General features: G+C 67.1%; 9 protein-coding genes. 7 read left to right on the forward strand and 2 right to left on the reverse strand.

All coding sequences use genetic code 11. The features are described from left to right. Positions 1–88 precede the first annotated feature (88 nt). The 3 genes from AC3FNH_RS07915 to bamE are packed head-to-tail and all read left to right on the forward strand — an operon-like array spanning position 89 to position 6,640. Entirely contained in the window at positions 89–1,915 is a 1,827-nt protein-coding gene (locus AC3FNH_RS07915; RefSeq protein WP_488719650.1) for an autotransporter assembly complex protein TamA, read from the forward strand. After that, complete coding sequence (locus AC3FNH_RS07920) at positions 1,915–6,048, forward strand: translocation/assembly module TamB domain-containing protein (protein ID WP_488719651.1); 4,134 nt, start codon at positions 1,915–1,917, stop codon at positions 6,046–6,048. Before AC3FNH_RS07915 ends, AC3FNH_RS07920 begins: the two co-directional genes overlap by 1 nt. 43 nt (positions 6,049–6,091) lie before the next feature. Beyond that, the gene (gene bamE / locus AC3FNH_RS07925; protein ID WP_488719652.1) at positions 6,092–6,640 is read left to right on the forward strand and encodes an outer membrane protein assembly factor BamE domain-containing protein; all 549 of its coding nucleotides are present in this window, start codon (positions 6,092–6,094) and stop codon (positions 6,638–6,640) included. A gap of 72 nt (positions 6,641–6,712) precedes the next feature. Here the strand turns inward: bamE and metG are convergent, their stop codons facing one another. Together metG and AC3FNH_RS07935 are read right to left on the reverse strand one after the other, a co-directional pair. Beyond that, positions 6,713–8,776 (reverse strand): methionine--tRNA ligase, encoded by a 2,064-nt coding sequence (gene metG / locus AC3FNH_RS07930; RefSeq protein ID WP_488719653.1) that lies wholly within the window; start codon positions 8,774–8,776, stop codon positions 6,713–6,715. A gap of 312 nt (positions 8,777–9,088) precedes the next feature. Then, on the reverse strand, positions 9,089–9,727 hold the full coding sequence (locus AC3FNH_RS07935) for a YiaD family glycine zipper/OmpA-like lipoprotein (RefSeq protein ID WP_276098290.1): 639 nt from the start codon (positions 9,725–9,727) through the stop codon (positions 9,089–9,091). Between the two features lie 320 nt (positions 9,728–10,047). Here AC3FNH_RS07935 and apbC point away from each other — a divergent pair, with 320 nt between their 5' ends. From apbC to AC3FNH_RS07955, 4 genes are all read left to right on the forward strand, one after another. After that, on the forward strand, positions 10,048–11,136 hold the full coding sequence (gene apbC / locus AC3FNH_RS07940; RefSeq protein WP_488719654.1) for an iron-sulfur cluster carrier protein ApbC: 1,089 nt from the start codon (positions 10,048–10,050) through the stop codon (positions 11,134–11,136). A gap of 10 nt (positions 11,137–11,146) precedes the next feature. Beyond that, positions 11,147–11,659 carry a DUF3305 domain-containing protein gene (locus AC3FNH_RS07945; protein WP_276098287.1) on the forward strand — a complete coding sequence of 171 codons (513 nt, stop codon included), beginning with the start codon at positions 11,147–11,149 and terminating at the stop codon, positions 11,657–11,659. Positions 11,660–11,671: 12 nt separating this feature from the next. Further along, a complete protein-coding gene (locus tag AC3FNH_RS07950; protein ID WP_488719655.1) occupies positions 11,672–12,226 on the forward strand; it encodes a DUF3306 domain-containing protein in 555 nt (184 codons plus the stop codon). Positions 12,227–12,326: 100 nt separating this feature from the next. Further along, on the forward strand, positions 12,327–14,489 hold the full coding sequence (locus AC3FNH_RS07955) for a 4Fe-4S dicluster domain-containing protein (protein WP_488719656.1): 2,163 nt from the start codon (positions 12,327–12,329) through the stop codon (positions 14,487–14,489). Positions 14,490–14,501 lie beyond the last annotated feature (12 nt).

Raw genomic sequence — 14,501 nt, forward strand, 5'->3', positions numbered from 1 at the left:
GTTTCGGGCACGGGCGGGGGTGTGGTCAAATACCGACATTGCGTGCCGCGCGCACGCGCCATTCCGCCCGTCGGAGCAACACCAGCGAATGAGGACCGAACCGGCCCGCGTGGCGGCCACCCCAGACTGGAGTATCCGGCCGGATGCGCGGCGCCGGAGGCACGCGCGCCTGCGCGCGCTGCTCCTGCCTGCGCTGGCGGCGTGGCTGCTGCCGGCGCAGGCCGCCTACGAGGTCGAGGTAGAGGCACCCAAGCCTTTGCGCGAGATCCTGGAAAACCACCTCGACCTGTCCCGCTACAAGGACCGCACCGACCTGTCTCCCGACCAGTTCGACTATATGGTCGAAACCGTGGGCGACCAGGTGCGGCAATTCGCTTCCACCGAGGGATATTTCGACCCCGTCACCACCACGCGACTGGAGGGCGGGGGCGACAAGCGCGTGGTGCACGTGATGGTCGACCCCGGCGCGCGCACGCTCATTCGCAACGTCGATATCAAGGTGGATGGGCCGGCGGCCACGCGTTCTCCCGAACAGGTGGCCGAGGTGCAGAAAAAGTGGGGCTTGCCCGCCGGGGAGCCGTTCCGGCAGGAAGCCTGGGACAAGGCCAAGGAAGATGCGCTGGTGGCGCTGCAGAGCCGGAGCTACTACGGGGCGCGGCTGGCCCAGTCCCGGGCGCTGATTGAGCCCGACGAACTGCGCGCGGACCTGTCGGCGCGCTATGACAGCGGGCCGGCGTACCTGCTGGGGCCGTTGCATGTCAGCGGCACGCGACGCTACCCCGCGCAGATCATCTACAACGTGAATCCGCTCAACGAAGGCGAGCCGTACCGCGTGGAGCGGCTGCTCGAGCTGCAGCGCGCGATCCAGAACCAGCCCTATTTCTCGAACGTGCAGGTCGAGCTGGTGCCGCCTGCCGGGCAGGCGGCCAACCCGCCCGACGGCGTGATTACCGCGCCGGTCGAGGTCAAGGTGCGCGAGTATCCCGAACATCGGCTCAACGGCAGCGTCGGCTTCACGACCGATACCGGCGCGCAGGTCGGAGGCCGCTATTCCTACTACAACCTGTTCAACCGCGCCTGGGTGTTCGATTCCCAGGCCAGCATCGAGCAAAAACGCACCTACCTGTTCGCCGAAACCGCCATGCCGCCGGATCGGAGCACGTTCCGCAACAGCTTGTATGGCAGCTACGAACGCACCCTCGACCTCGAGAACACGGACACCACGAGCTGGCGTGCCGGCCTGAAGCGCTCGCGCTCGCGCGAGAAGTACGACATCACGCTGTCGCTGGACTTCTACTACGACAACCTGCTGCCGCAGAACCAGCCCGCGCAGATCAGCAAGGCACTGGTCCCGGCCTTCGCGTGGACGCGGCGCGATGTGGACAATCCCGTTTTTCCCCGGCGCGGCAACGTGATCAACACCCAACTCGGCGTGGCGGCCAAGGGGCTGCTCAGTGATGCCACGTTCTTCCGCGCGTACGGGCGCATCCGCCAGTACGTGCCGGTGGGCAACCGCGACTTGTTCATCGCGCGGCTGGAGCTTGGCGCCAACCTCACCAGCGCCGATTCCAGCAAGATCCCGGCCACGCTGCGCTTCCGCGCCGGCGGTACCGATTCCGTGCGCGGGTACAGCTACCAGTCGATCGGCACGGCAAGCGGCTCCAGCGTGCTGCCGGCCAAGTACCTGGCCACGACCGGGCTGGAGTACCAGTACTGGTTCAAGCCCGACTGGGGCATGGCGGTGTTCTGGGACGCCGGCACGGCCGCCGACGCGCTCAACGACGTGAAGATCTTCAATGGCGTGGGCGTCGGCGCGCGCTGGCGCAGCCCGGTGGGACCGGTGCAGCTCGACATCGGCTACGGCATCCAGGACAAGCAGTTCCGTCCGCATATCTCGCTCGGAGTGGCGTTCTGATGAGCCTGGCCGACATGCCTTCCGTACCGGGCCGGGGCAACGACGGGCCGCCGCCTGACGCACCGCCGCCTCGCCGCCGGCGTTGGCGGCGGGTGCTGGCGTGGATCGCCGCGGGCCTGCTGGCCTTGCTGGTGGCGCTGGCTGCCGCCGGCGTGCTGGCGCTGCGCTCCGAGGCCGGCACGCGGCACCTGTGGGCGCTGGCCACGCGGTTATCGGCAGGGATGCTGTCCGGCAAATATGAAGGCGGCACGCTGTTCCAGGGCCTGCGGCTGCGCGACGTGGTGTTCGCGAGCGGCGAAACGCGCGTCACGGTCGACCGGATCGACAGCAGCTGGAATATGGCGTGGTCGCCGCGGCACTGGCATGTGGCGTGGCTGCGTATCGGCAAAGTGGACGTGCAACTGGGGCCGTCCGCCCCGAGCACGACGCCGGCAAAGATGCCGGCTTCGCTCGAACTGCCGCTGGCCATCGACATCGACGTGCTGACGCTGGAGCGGCTGGCCCTGCGCACCAGCCCGGCGCCAACGGCGCAGCCGATGATCTTCACGGGGCTGGCGGGCGCGCTGCATTCCGACGGACTGCGGCATCGCCTCAGTGTCGACCGGCTCGAGACACCCTATGGCAAGCTGGCCGCCAACGCGCAGATCGCGGCGCAGGCCCCGTTTGCGCTCAACGTGCAAACCTTGCTCGAGGCAAGCTGGCAAAAGGAGGACTTTACGGTCAGCGCCAGCGCGCAGGGTTCGCTGGAGGCGTTGCGCGCCGAGCTTGAGGCCAACGGCGAGCGCATCCGCGCGCGTGCCAGCGCCGACGTGACGCCATACGGCAAGGTGCCGTTCACACACCTGCTGGTCGATGGCGAGCGCATCAACCCGCGGCTGTTCAGTCCGTCGGCGCCGCAGGCGAACCTGACGGTTCACGCCGAACTGCGGCCGGTCGACGCAACCGGTGCGCCGGCGAAGCCGCCGGCGCCGGCATCGGCGCCGGCATCGGTTCCGGCTTCAGGCCCGGCGGCACCTGCCCCAGCGGCGGCTCCGCTCACCGTCGCCGGCGACATCATGGTGCGCAACCTCGAAGCGGGCCGCATCGATGCTGGCAAACTGCCGGTGCAGTCCGTGCAGGCCCACGTGCAGCTCAACGAGAAGGCACAGGCCTTGCGCGATCTGCGCATCGCCCTGGCGGGCAAGGCCGAGATCACGGGCAGTGGCTCGCTGCAGGACGGCCGCGGTGCCTTCGACCTGGACGTGCGCGGCCTCAATCCCGCCGCCTTGCATGGCTCGCTGAACGAAGCCAGTTTGTCCGGCCCGCTGGCCGTTCGACTGGACCGCGGCCGCCAGAGCGTGGCGCTGGACCTCAGCGGCGGCGAGTTCAAGCTCTTTGCCGATGCCAGCATGGACGAGGAAACACTGACGCTGTCGGCGCTGCGCGCAACCCTGGGCGCGGGGACGCTCACGGCCGACGGCAAGCTCGGCCTGAAGGACCGGCAGGCCTTCGAGTTCAAAGGCAAGCTGGCGGCGTTCGACCCGGCGCGCCTGGCCAAGGTCGCCAGCGGCCGCATCAACGCGGACTTCAGCACGACCGGCACGCTGGTCAACGAGATTCGCGCCGCGGTGGATTTCACCGTGCGCGAGAGCGAGTACGCCGGCCTGCCGATGACCGGTGCGGGCAAGATCCGCCTGGCCGGCGAGCGCCTGCTGCCCAGCGAGGCCTCGCTCAGCATGGCCGGCAACCAGGTCGACCTGCGCGGCAGCTTCGGCGCGCGCGGCGACCGCCTGCATGTCGCCGTGGACGCGCCACAACTGGAGCGGCTGAAATTCGGCGTGGCGGGCAAGCTCAAGCTTGACGCGGACGTGAGCGGGACGATCAAGCGGCCCGAGATCGTGGGCGACTACAGTGCGCAGGCGCTGAAATTCGGACCACACAGCGTGGCGACGGCCAGCGGCCACGCCGAAGTTCGCGGCGGGCTCGACGGCACGTTGTCGGTCCAGCTCGCGGCGCGCGGCTACAAGGGGCCGCAGGCAAGCCTGAGTACGCTCGATGCCACGCTCAACGGCACCCAGGCCAGCCACGTTTTCGATGCCAAGGCTGCCGGCACGCTGCACCAGCGGCCGCTGCAGCTGGCGCTGTCCGGCCAGGGGGCGTGGAAGGGGCCGAAAGATGGCTGGCAAGGCACCATCCGCACGCTGGAGGAACGCAGCACCGTCAACGTGAAGCTGGCCGCGCCGGCGCAACTCATGGTGGCCGATCAACGGCTGCGGCTCGGCGCCACGCGCCTGCTGCTCGACCGCGCCGTGCTGCAGGTCGACAGCCTGGATTGGGACCACGGCCGCATCCGCACGCAGGGCCATCTGGATGGCATGCAGGTCGGCCATGTGCTGGAGCTCGTCGAAACCGTGACCGGTGAGAAGCCGCCGATGCGTTCGGACCTCGTGCTCGACGGCCGCTGGAACCTGACACTCGCGGAAACCGCGGCAGGGTTTGCCGAAATCCGCCGCCGCAGCGGCGATATGTCGGTCAATGCGGGGCGTGGCTTCACGTTGCTGGGGCTCGGCGAGACCTCGCTGCGCGCCGACATCGCCGGCAATCGCATCACGCTGCGCGGGGGCACCGTGGCCGAGCGCATCGGCAAGGTGGCGGTCGATGTCTCGGCGGGACTGGTGCCGGACCAGGGCCTGCTCACCGTAGGGCCGGCCTCGACGCTGGGCGGCACGGTGCGGCTCGATGTGCCGCGGCTGAAGTCTCTGGAAGCGCTGAGCGGGCCGCAGTATGCCTTCGAAGGCAAGCTCGCGGCCGCGCTGCGGCTCTCCGGCACGGTCGGCGCGCCCGTGCTGGCCGGCACGGTCGACGGCGACAGCATTGCGCTGACGATGTATGACCTGGGCATCCGTCTGACCGACGGTACCGTTCGCATCGTGCTGGATCAGAACACGGTGGAACTGAAGCAGGTAGTGTTCCACGGCGGCGACGGCAAGGTCACCGCCACCGGCAACGTCAAGCTGGGCGAAGCCGATCCGAACCTGACGGCCAGCATCGTCGCCGACAAGCTGCAGCTGTTCGCCAGCCCCGAACGCACGCTGATCCTGTCGGGTAACGCGACCATCGGCAATGAAAACCGCCAGATGGTGATCCGCGGCAAGTTCCGCGTTGACCGCGGCCTGTTCGATTTGCCGAAGGCGGGAGCCCCGGTGCTCGGCGACGACGTCGTGGTGGTGCGCCGCAAGGACCAGCGCGAACTGAAGACGGCGGCCACGCCGGCGCCGGAGACCAAGCCCGCAAGCAAGTTCAGCCCGCTGATCGAGGTCACGGTGGATCTCGGCAACGACTTCCGCTTCCGCGGCGCCGGCGCAGATATCGAACTGGCCGGGCAGATGACGGTGCGCAGCGAGCCGCTCTCGCCGCTGAAGGCCACGGGCACCGTGCGCGTGACCGAGGGCACCTACGAGGCCTTCGGCCGCAAGCTGAACATCGAACGCGGTACCCTCAACTTCAACGGCCCGATCGACAATCCGAACATGTTCATCCGCGCGATGCGCCGCGGCCAGGAAGTCGAAGCCGGCGTGGAGGTGACCGGCACGGTGCGACTGCCGCGCGTGCGGCTGGTATCCGAGCCCAATGTGCCGGAGGAAGACAAGCTGTCGTGGCTGATGTTCGGCTATGGTGCGGAAAGCGCCGCGGCGGGCCAGCAGAAGCAGCTCGGCGGCGCGGCACTGGGTGGTGCCGCGCTCGGCATGATCGGCGGCAAGGCGGGGAAGGGCGTCGTGCAGCATTTCGGCCTCGACGAATTCTCCATCGGCCCGTCCACGGCCGGCCTGAATGACCAGCAGGTGGTGAGCGTGGGCAAGGCCGTGACCGAGAAGCTCTCGGTCGGTTACGAGCAGAGCCTGACGTCGGCTTCCAACGTGGTCAAGCTGACCTGGGCGTTCTCGCGCCGCTGGTCGCTGATCGCCAAGGGCGGATCCATCAATGGTCTGTCGGTTTTGTTCAACCGCCGCTTCGACAACTGGGGCATCCTGTTCTCGGGGGCTTCGAATCGCAGCGGCACCAGAAGGAGCCAGGAGGATGGCAACCCGGAATCCGATAGTGAAAGCGCGGCACAGGCTGCATCGGCTGCCGCCGCAGAGCCGGTCAAGCGCTGACCGTCACCCGCCAACTTTTGCGTCGCCGCGACGCCTTGCCGCCATGGGACTGTTCGCTTCCTTGCTCGCGTTGTTCGGCTGCGACCAGCAGAAGGTCGATGAAGCCATGAAGAAGGCCGGCGACACCGCTCGCGCAACGTGGAACTCGGTCAAGCCGGATAGCCAGTTGTTCAAGGGCATCGAGCCGGGGCAGTCCACCGAGGCTGACGTGCTGCGCCAGGCCGGCAAGCCGGAGACCACCTGGGAAGAAGAGAGCGGCGCGCGGCGGCTGGAATATCCACGTGGGCCGGAGGGAGCTACCACGTGGATGGTGACGATCGATGCCGACGGCAAGGTCGCCCGCATCGAGCAGGTACTTACCGCGGAAAATTTCACCCGGGTGCGGCCTGGCATGAACCAGGACCAGGTCAGGCGCATGCTGGGCAAGCCGACCAAGGTCGAGAAGTTTTCGCTGAAGAAGGAGGAGGTGTGGGGCTACCGGTGGTGGGAGTCGTCGCAGGAGAAGGCCTTTTTCAATGTGCACTTCAATCCTGATGGCATGGTTACGACGACGTCGCGAAGCGACGATCCTTCCCGCATGGGGGGAGGGTGATCGCCCTGCTGCGATAAAAAAACGGCGGCTGCCCGAGGGCGCCGCCGTTTTGCATGCTGCCGTACCGCAAGGTCAGCCAATCCGCATGCCAGGCACCGCGCCGCTATGCGGCTCCAGGATATAAAGCCCCGGATTGGCCTTCTCATCCGCCGCCGAAGCCGCCAGCACCATCCCTTCCGACACGCCGAACTTCATCTTGCGCGGCGCCAGGTTGGCGACCACCACGGTCAGCTTGCCCACGAGCTGTTCCGGCGAGTAGGCCGACTGGATACCCGAGAACACATTGCGCGTGCGGCCCTCGCCAAGGTCGAGCGTGAGCTGCAGCAGCTTGCTGGAGCCTTCGACCTTCTGGCATTCGACGATCTTGGCGACCCGCAGGTCGATCTTGGCGAAGTCGTCGATCGTGATGGTGTCGGCGATCGGCTCGATCGATGCGGCCGATGCGGCTGCGGCCGGCGCCGTGGCCTGCAGGGACTCGCGGTTGGCTGCCAGCAGCGCGTCGATCTGCTTCGCATCGACACGGGTCATCAGGTGCTGGTACGGCTGCACCGGGCTCGCGGCCGACAACTGCTTGTCGATGGCGCGCCAGTCCAGCGGCTCGACATTGAGGAATCGCTCCACGCCAGCGGCCATCGTCGGCACCACCGGCTTCAGATAGACCGTCAGCAGGCGGAAGGCTTCGAGCGACACCGAGCACGCGGCGTGCAGCGCCGGGCGCTTGGCCTCGTCCTTGGCCAGTTCCCAGGGCTTTTCGGTATCGACGAAAGCGTTGACGGCGTCGGTCAGTTCCATCACCTGGCGCAGCGCCTTGCTGTACTCGCGCGCTTCATACAGGTGGGCGATCTGCGGGGCGGCCTGGCGCAGCTGCTCCAGCAGCGGATGGGCCAGCGCGGCCTCGTCGACCTTGCCCTCGAAACGCTTGACAAGGAAGCCCGCGGCGCGGCTGGCGATGTTGACGTACTTGCCGATCAGGTCGCTGTTGACCCGGGCGATGAAGTCGTCCAGGTTCAGGTCCAGGTCTTCCATGCTCGCATTGAGCTTGGCGGCGAAGTAGTAGCGCAGCCATTCCGGGTTCATGCCGGTGTCGACATAGCTCTGCGCGGTGATGAAGGTGCCGCGCGACTTGCTCATCTTGGCGCCGTCCACCGTCAGGAAGCCGTGCGCGAACACGTTGGTCGGCGTGCGGTAGCCCGAGAAGCGCAGCATGGCCGGCCAGAACAGCGTGTGGAAGTACAGGATGTCCTTGCCGATGAAGTGGTACTGCTCGGCCGTGGAGTGCGGGCCGACCCAGGCGTCGAAGTCGATGCCCTTCTTCTCGGCCAGGTTCTTGAAGCTCGCGTAGTAGCCGATCGGCGCGTCCAGCCACACGTAGAAGTACTTGCCCGGCGCGCCCGGGATCTCGAAGCCGAAGTAGGGCGCGTCGCGCGAGATGTCCCAGTCGGACAGGGTCGAGGCTTCGCCTTCGCTGCCCAGCCATTCCTGCATCTTGTTGGCGGCTTCGGGCTGCGCCAGGTCGGCCACCCACTCGCGCAGGAAGGTCTCGCAGCGCGGGTCGGACAGCTTGAAGAAGAAGTGCGTGGACGACTTGCGCACCGGGGTGGCGCCGGAGACTACCGAGTACGGGTTCTTCAGGTCGGTCGGCACGTATGTCGTGCCGCAGACCTCACACGAGTCGCCGTACTGGTCCTTGGCGCCGCACTTCGGGCACTCGCCCTTGATGAAGCGGTCCGGCAGGAACATGTTCTTGACCGGGTCATAGAACTGCTCGACCTCGCGCTCGGCGATCAGGTCGTCGGCCTTCAAGGCCAGGTAGATCTTCTCGCACAGCTCGCGGTTTTCCTCGGCGTCGGTGCTGTAGTAGTTGTCGAACGACACCAGGAAGCTGTCGAAGTCGCGCTTGTGCTCGGTCCAGACGCGGTCGATCAGCTGCTTCGGCGTAATGCCTTCCTTCTCGGCACGCAACATGACCGGCGTGCCGTGGGTGTCGTCGGCGCCGACGTAGTAAACCTCGTTGCCCATCATGCGCTGGAAGCGCACCCAGATGTCGGTCTGGATGTATTCCACCAGGTGGCCGATATGAATCTGGCCGTTGGCATATGGCAGGGCAGATGTGACGAGGATACGACGTGCGGTCATGGAAAAGAGCCGGTGGGGATGACGGGGGAAGCAATCGAAGCAGCAGCCGCGGCGGAGCCAGGCGCCAACTGCGAAAGGGCTATTTTAGCAAGCACCGCGGAGCGCGGCCGGTATTGCCGCAAGGTGAAAACTCGGAAACCCATTGAGTGACGTAACGGGCACTCATTTTGCTGAAGCCAAAAAAAAGCGCCGGTTAGAGCCGGCGCAGCTTTCCACAACGGAAAAGGAGGAGAAATCAGGCACCGCCCGGGAGGTCAGCCACCCATCGCGAGCCAGCAACGGTGGCAAGCGGTACCTGTCTCTATGACTAGGTCACCCTTGAATTGGTTTCAAAAAAATTTCGACACGGCGATTTTGTGTCCGGCCGGCCTCGGTGGCGTTGTCCGCCACCGGTTGGGTCTGGCCCCGGCCCTCGGCCGACAGGCGGTTGCGCGAGACTCCGCGGTCACCCAGGTAGCTGGCGACGCTCTGGGCGCGGCGCTGCGAGAGCTGCATGTTGTATTGCGCGTTGCCGGTGCTGTCGGTATGGCCGACGACATTGGCGCTCACGTCCTGGTGCTGGCCCAGCGTCTGGGCCACCTGGTCGAGTACCGAGCGGAACGACGGCTTGATCGTGGCGCTGTCGGTGTCGAAGGTGACCTGGCTCGGGATATTGACCTTGAGCGAGCCATCCGGCTGCTCGGTGATCTGGGTGCCGGTGCCGGCCGTGTCCTTGTTCAGCTTGCCGCGGATGGCGTTCCAGTTGTAGCCGGTGGCGCCGCCAATGGCACCGCCCACCGCCGCGCCGACCAGCGTGCCAGTGGTGTTGCCGCCGATCAGATTGCCCAGTCCCGCACCCACTGCAGCACCCACGCCGGTCCCGACGGCCGTGTGAGTCTGTTGTTCGGTGGCGCAGCCGGCGGCCAGCAAGGTGGCCGCGGCGAGCGAGACGGTGGCGAACTTGAATTTCATGCTTTCTCCTTCTGATGTTTCCCGTAGAAGTTCTTTTGCTGCTGCAACGCAGATGGTAACGCCGTTTAGTAGCGGCCAGTGCACGTGCCATGCCGTCGCGCCGCAGGCAAGCAGGCAGGGCGGGGCCCTATGCAACACTGGGGCACTACAATATGGATATGGCGGCGCGCGCACAAGTGCAAGCTTGTGAGATTTGTAAATGTCTGTAATCCCATAAGGCAGGCAAGGGCTTGTACGCCAATTCGCGGTCCTGATGGCCGCTGCTTCATACTTTGATACATTAGCCCGTCCCCACCCTCTACATAAAAGCGGAGTTTGTCTTGAGCCTCAGCACTGAACAGGTCACGGAAGTCCTGCGCACGGTGATCGACCCCAACACGGGCAAGGACCTGGTGTCCACCCGCTCGGCCAGGAACATTCGCGTCGACGGCGGCGAAGTATCGCTGGAGGTGGAACTCGGTTATCCGGGTAAGAGCCAGTTCGATCCGATCCGCAAGCTGGTCGTTGCTGCGGTGCGGCAATTGCCCGGCGTCAGCAACGTGAGCGTCAGCGTCAGCATGAAGATCGTCGCCCATGCGGTGCAGCGCGGTGTCAAGCTGCTGCCGGGGGTGAAGAACGTGATCGCCGTCGCTTCGGGCAAGGGCGGTGTCGGCAAATCCACCACGGCGGTCAACCTGGCGCTGGCCCTGGCGGCGGAAGGCGCGCGCGTCGGCATGCTCGACGCGGACATCTATGGTCCCAGCCTGCCGATGATGCTGGGCATCGACGGCCGTCCCGAATCGTCCGACGGCCAGACCATGGAGCCGCTGGAAGGCCACGGCGTGCAGGCCAACTCGATCGGTTTCCTGATCGAGCAGGACAACCCGATGGTATGGCGCGGCCCGATGGTCACGTCGGCCCTGGAGCAGCTGCTGCGCCAGACCAACTGGCACGACCTCGATTACCTGATCGTCGACATGCCGCCCGGCACGGGCGACATCCAGCTCACGCTGTCGCAGAAGGTGCCCGTGACCGGCGCGGTGATCGTGACCACGCCGCAGGACATCGCGCTGCTGGACGCCAAGAAGGGCCTGAAGATGTTCGAGAAGGTGGGCATCCCCATCCTTGGCATCGTCGAGAACATGGCGGTGTACTGCTGCCCGAACTGCGGCCATGTCGAGCACATCTTCGGTCACGGCGGCGGCGAGAAGATGTGCGCCGACTACGGCGTCGAGCTGCTGGGCAGCCTGCCGCTGAACCTGTCGATCCGCGAGCAGGCGGATTCGGGCCGTCCGACCGTGGTTTCCGATCCCGACAGCCCAGTGGCGGAACTGTATCGCGGCATCGCACGCAAGGTGGCCATCAAGGTGGCCGACAAGGCGCGCGACATGACCAGCAAGTTCCCCAGCATCGTGGTGCAGAACACCTGAGGCCAACGCCATGGACACGCCCGCGCCGCAAGCCCGCCCCGCCGTCACGATGGCGGTGGTCATGCGCAAGGTGGCGCTGGCGAGCCGCTGGCAGCCCTGGAAATGGGAGCTCGACGCGGTCTGGCCGGACCTGGGCGAGTTCGGCACCGCCCCCATGTGCCTGGCACAGGACGAGCACGGCGCGCGCTGGCTCTATCCGGGCTTCGAGGTCGTGCTGTTCCATGACCAGGGCGAAGGCTACTACCTCAACCTCACCTCGACGCAGCCCTGCTGGTTCGTGCACTGGCGCATGCAGGAAGATGTTCCCGCGGACGAGGCGCGGCCGGTGCCCGTCACCGTCTCCCTGTCCTACAACGAGGCGGGGCGCTGGCTCGATGCCGGCGAAACCGTCGAGAACGTGCCGCTTGCCGCCGACCAGCGCGAATGGCTGCAGGCCTACGTCGACCAGAACTATCGTCCCGAACCCAAGCAGCGCCGCCGGCCCGAGTCGTTCAAGGCGCCGCAGGATCGCGCACGCTACTGACGGCTGCCAGCCATGAGCGACTCGTCCTTCCTGTCACGCTGGTCGCGCCGCAAGGCTACGGTGCGGGACGGCGGTACCGTGCCGGACGAGGCGCCGGTTCCCGATCCCGTTCCTCCCGCACCGTTGCCGGCAACCGGTGCTCAGGCTCCTGCAACGGCCGCAGAAGCGCCGGTCGACTTTCCCACCATGGCGGACGTGGCGCGGCTTCGGCCGGGTGACAATATCGCGCGCTTTGTCGCGCGCGGCGTGGATGAAGGCGTCAAGCGCGCCGCGCTCAAGACCTTGTTTGCCGACCCGCACTTCAATGTGATGGACGGGCTCGACACTTACATCGACGACTACGGCAAGCCGGACCCCATTCCATTGGATGTGTTGCGTCGCCTGCGGCAGTCCGAGGCGCTGGGGTTATTCGACCCCGCGGATGCACCGGAGCCGACGGAGTCGGCGGCGTTGCCGGAAGGCGCCGCGCAGGCTGCGCCGGCCTTGTCCGACGAAGGACAGGACGATGCCGGGGTGCCCGAAGCACCCGCCCATGTGACTGAGCCGTACCCGGACAAACACGCGTAGCTTCCCGCATACACCGGTCCTACAATAGGACTCCCTCACAAATTCCCGGCCTGCAGACTCTCGCAAGAAAGGGCGCCCGGGCCGGTCAGCCGCATTCGCCATGCCGACGCTGATCTGCAATTGCAATGACACCATGCCGCTTGACGGGGCGGCGCTGTCGCAAGCCAGTGGGACGCCGCTGAAGGTACACCGCCTGCTGTGCCGCAGGGAAATCGGTGATTTCACCGCCGCGCTCGATGGTACCGATGACGTGATCGTCGCCTGCACGCAAGAGCAGCACCTGTTCGCGGAGATCGCGGCCGAGGCCGCGCGCGGCACCGATGGCCGCACCGTGGTGATCGCTCCCGTGCGTTTCGTGAACATCCGCGAGACCGGAGGCTGGTCCCAGGGCGCGAAGCGCGATCCCAGGACCGCCAACGCCAAGATCGCGGCATTGCTGGCCGTGGCCGCACTGCCGGAGCCGGAGCCCGTGCCGGTGGTGGACTACCGCTCCGAAGGCACCGTGCTCGTGATGGGGCCCGCCGACCGTGCCTTGCCCTGGGCCGAGCGGCTTGCGGCCATGTCGCTGGAAGTCACCGTGCTGCTGCCCGCCGGTACTGCGCCACATCGCCGTGTGGCGCCCGGAATTGTTCCCGCGCAGCGGGCCTACCCCGTACACAGCGGCACGCTGCAAGCGTTGACCGGCTGGCTCGGCGCGTTTGCCGCGACCTGGGAGACCGGTGCGGGCCGCAGCAATCCCATCGATCTGGATCTCTGCACGCGATGCAATGCCTGCATCGAAGCCTGCCCGGAACAGGCGATCGACTTCAGCTACCAGATCGACATGGACCGTTGCCGCGCGCACCGCGATTGCGTGCGGGCATGCGGCGCGGCTGCCGCGATTGATTTCGATCGGCCGGCAGCAACCGCCGAGGCACGTTTCGACCTGGTCTTCGATCTCAACGACGCGCCGGCCTTCACCATGCACCAGCCGCCGCAAGGCTACCTGCATGCCGGCGCTGATGCGCTGCGCCAGCAGCAACAGGCACTGGCCCTGACACAGCTCGTCGGCGAGTTCGAGAAGCCGAAATTCTTCCGCTACAAGGAAAGCCTGTGCGCCCACGGCCGCAACCAGACCACGGGGTGCACCGCCTGCATCGACATCTGCTCGACGCAGGCGATCCGCTCGCAGTGGCATGACGGCAAGGGACGCATCGAGGTCACGCCCAATCTCTGCATGGGCTGCGGCGCGTGTACCACGGTTTGCCCGAGCGGGGCGATCAGCTATGCCTATCCGGGCCCGGAGATGCTGGGCATGCGCTTGCGCACGCTGCTGTCGGCCTACCGCTCGGCGGGCGGACGCGACGCCGTGGTGTTGCTGCACGGCGATGCCTCCGGCACGCCGGCCATCCTGGCCCTTGGCCGCGCGGCGCGTGCCGGACAGGCGCAAGGCATACCTCCGAACGTGATGCCGGTGCCGCTGTTTCATCCGGCCGCCGCGGGGCTGGAGCTCTGGCTTGCGGCGCTGTGCTGGGGCGCGGCGCGTGTGGCGGTGCTGCTGATCGGTGACGAGGCGCCGCAGTACCGCACTGCGCTGATCGGGCAGGTCGATGTCGCCCGGTCGCTGCTGGCCGGGCTCGGCTACGACGGTGGCGCGGTGTCCCTGGTCGAGGCGGGCGACGCCGCGTCGCTGGACGCGGGGCTTGCCGCGCTGCGCCCGGCGCTGCGCGAATTGCCGCCGGCGCCGTTCGGTGCCGTGGCCGCCAAGCGCGAGATGCTCGAGTTCGCGCTAGACCACCTCGCGCGCCACGCGCCGGTTCCGGCCGACATCGTGCCGCTTCCGGCGGCGGCGCCGATCGGGGCCGTGGCGGTGGACACCGCTGCCTGCACGCTCTGCATGGCCTGCGTGGGCGCGTGCCCGACCCAGGCGCTGCGCGACAATCCGGAGCGCCCGGTGCTTGGCTTTCTCGAGCGCAACTGCGTGCAATGTGGCCTGTGCGAGAAGACCTGCCCCGAGAACGCGATCACGCTCGTCCCGCGCCTGCTGGCCGGTGATGCGGCGCGGCGCACCGTCACGCTCAACGAGTCGCAGCCGTTCCATTGCGTGCGCTGTGGCAAGCCGTTCGGCACCGCGCAGATGGTGGAGTCGATGCTGGTCCGCCTGGCCGGGCACCCCGCCTTTGCCGGTGCTGCCGCCGAGCGCCTGAAGATGTGCCCCGATTGCCGCGTGATCGACATGATGGAGCGCGATCCAGGAGCGGTCAGCGGTGCCACGCTGCGGTAAGCGCTTCCGCCC

The organism is Cupriavidus sp. 22TCCZM01-5 (assembly GCF_057798915.1).

Bases quoted from the DNA above. Each gene is read 5' to 3' on its own strand.
- AC3FNH_RS07915 (WP_488719650.1), top strand. From the start codon at position 89: ATGAGGACCGAACCGGCCCGCGTGGCGGCCACCCCAGACTGGAGTATC.
- AC3FNH_RS07920 (WP_488719651.1), top strand. From the start codon at position 1,915: ATGAGCCTGGCCGACATGCCTTCCGTACCGGGCCGGGGCAACGACGGG.
- bamE (WP_488719652.1), top strand. From the start codon at position 6,092: ATGGGACTGTTCGCTTCCTTGCTCGCGTTGTTCGGCTGCGACCAGCAG.
- metG (WP_488719653.1), bottom strand. From the start codon at position 8,776: ATGACCGCACGTCGTATCCTCGTCACATCTGCCCTGCCATATGCCAAC.
- AC3FNH_RS07935 (WP_276098290.1), bottom strand. From the start codon at position 9,727: ATGAAATTCAAGTTCGCCACCGTCTCGCTCGCCGCGGCCACCTTGCTG.
- AC3FNH_RS07945 (WP_276098287.1), top strand. From the start codon at position 11,147: ATGGACACGCCCGCGCCGCAAGCCCGCCCCGCCGTCACGATGGCGGTG.
- AC3FNH_RS07950 (WP_488719655.1), top strand. From the start codon at position 11,672: ATGAGCGACTCGTCCTTCCTGTCACGCTGGTCGCGCCGCAAGGCTACG.
- AC3FNH_RS07955 (WP_488719656.1), top strand. From the start codon at position 12,327: ATGCCGACGCTGATCTGCAATTGCAATGACACCATGCCGCTTGACGGG.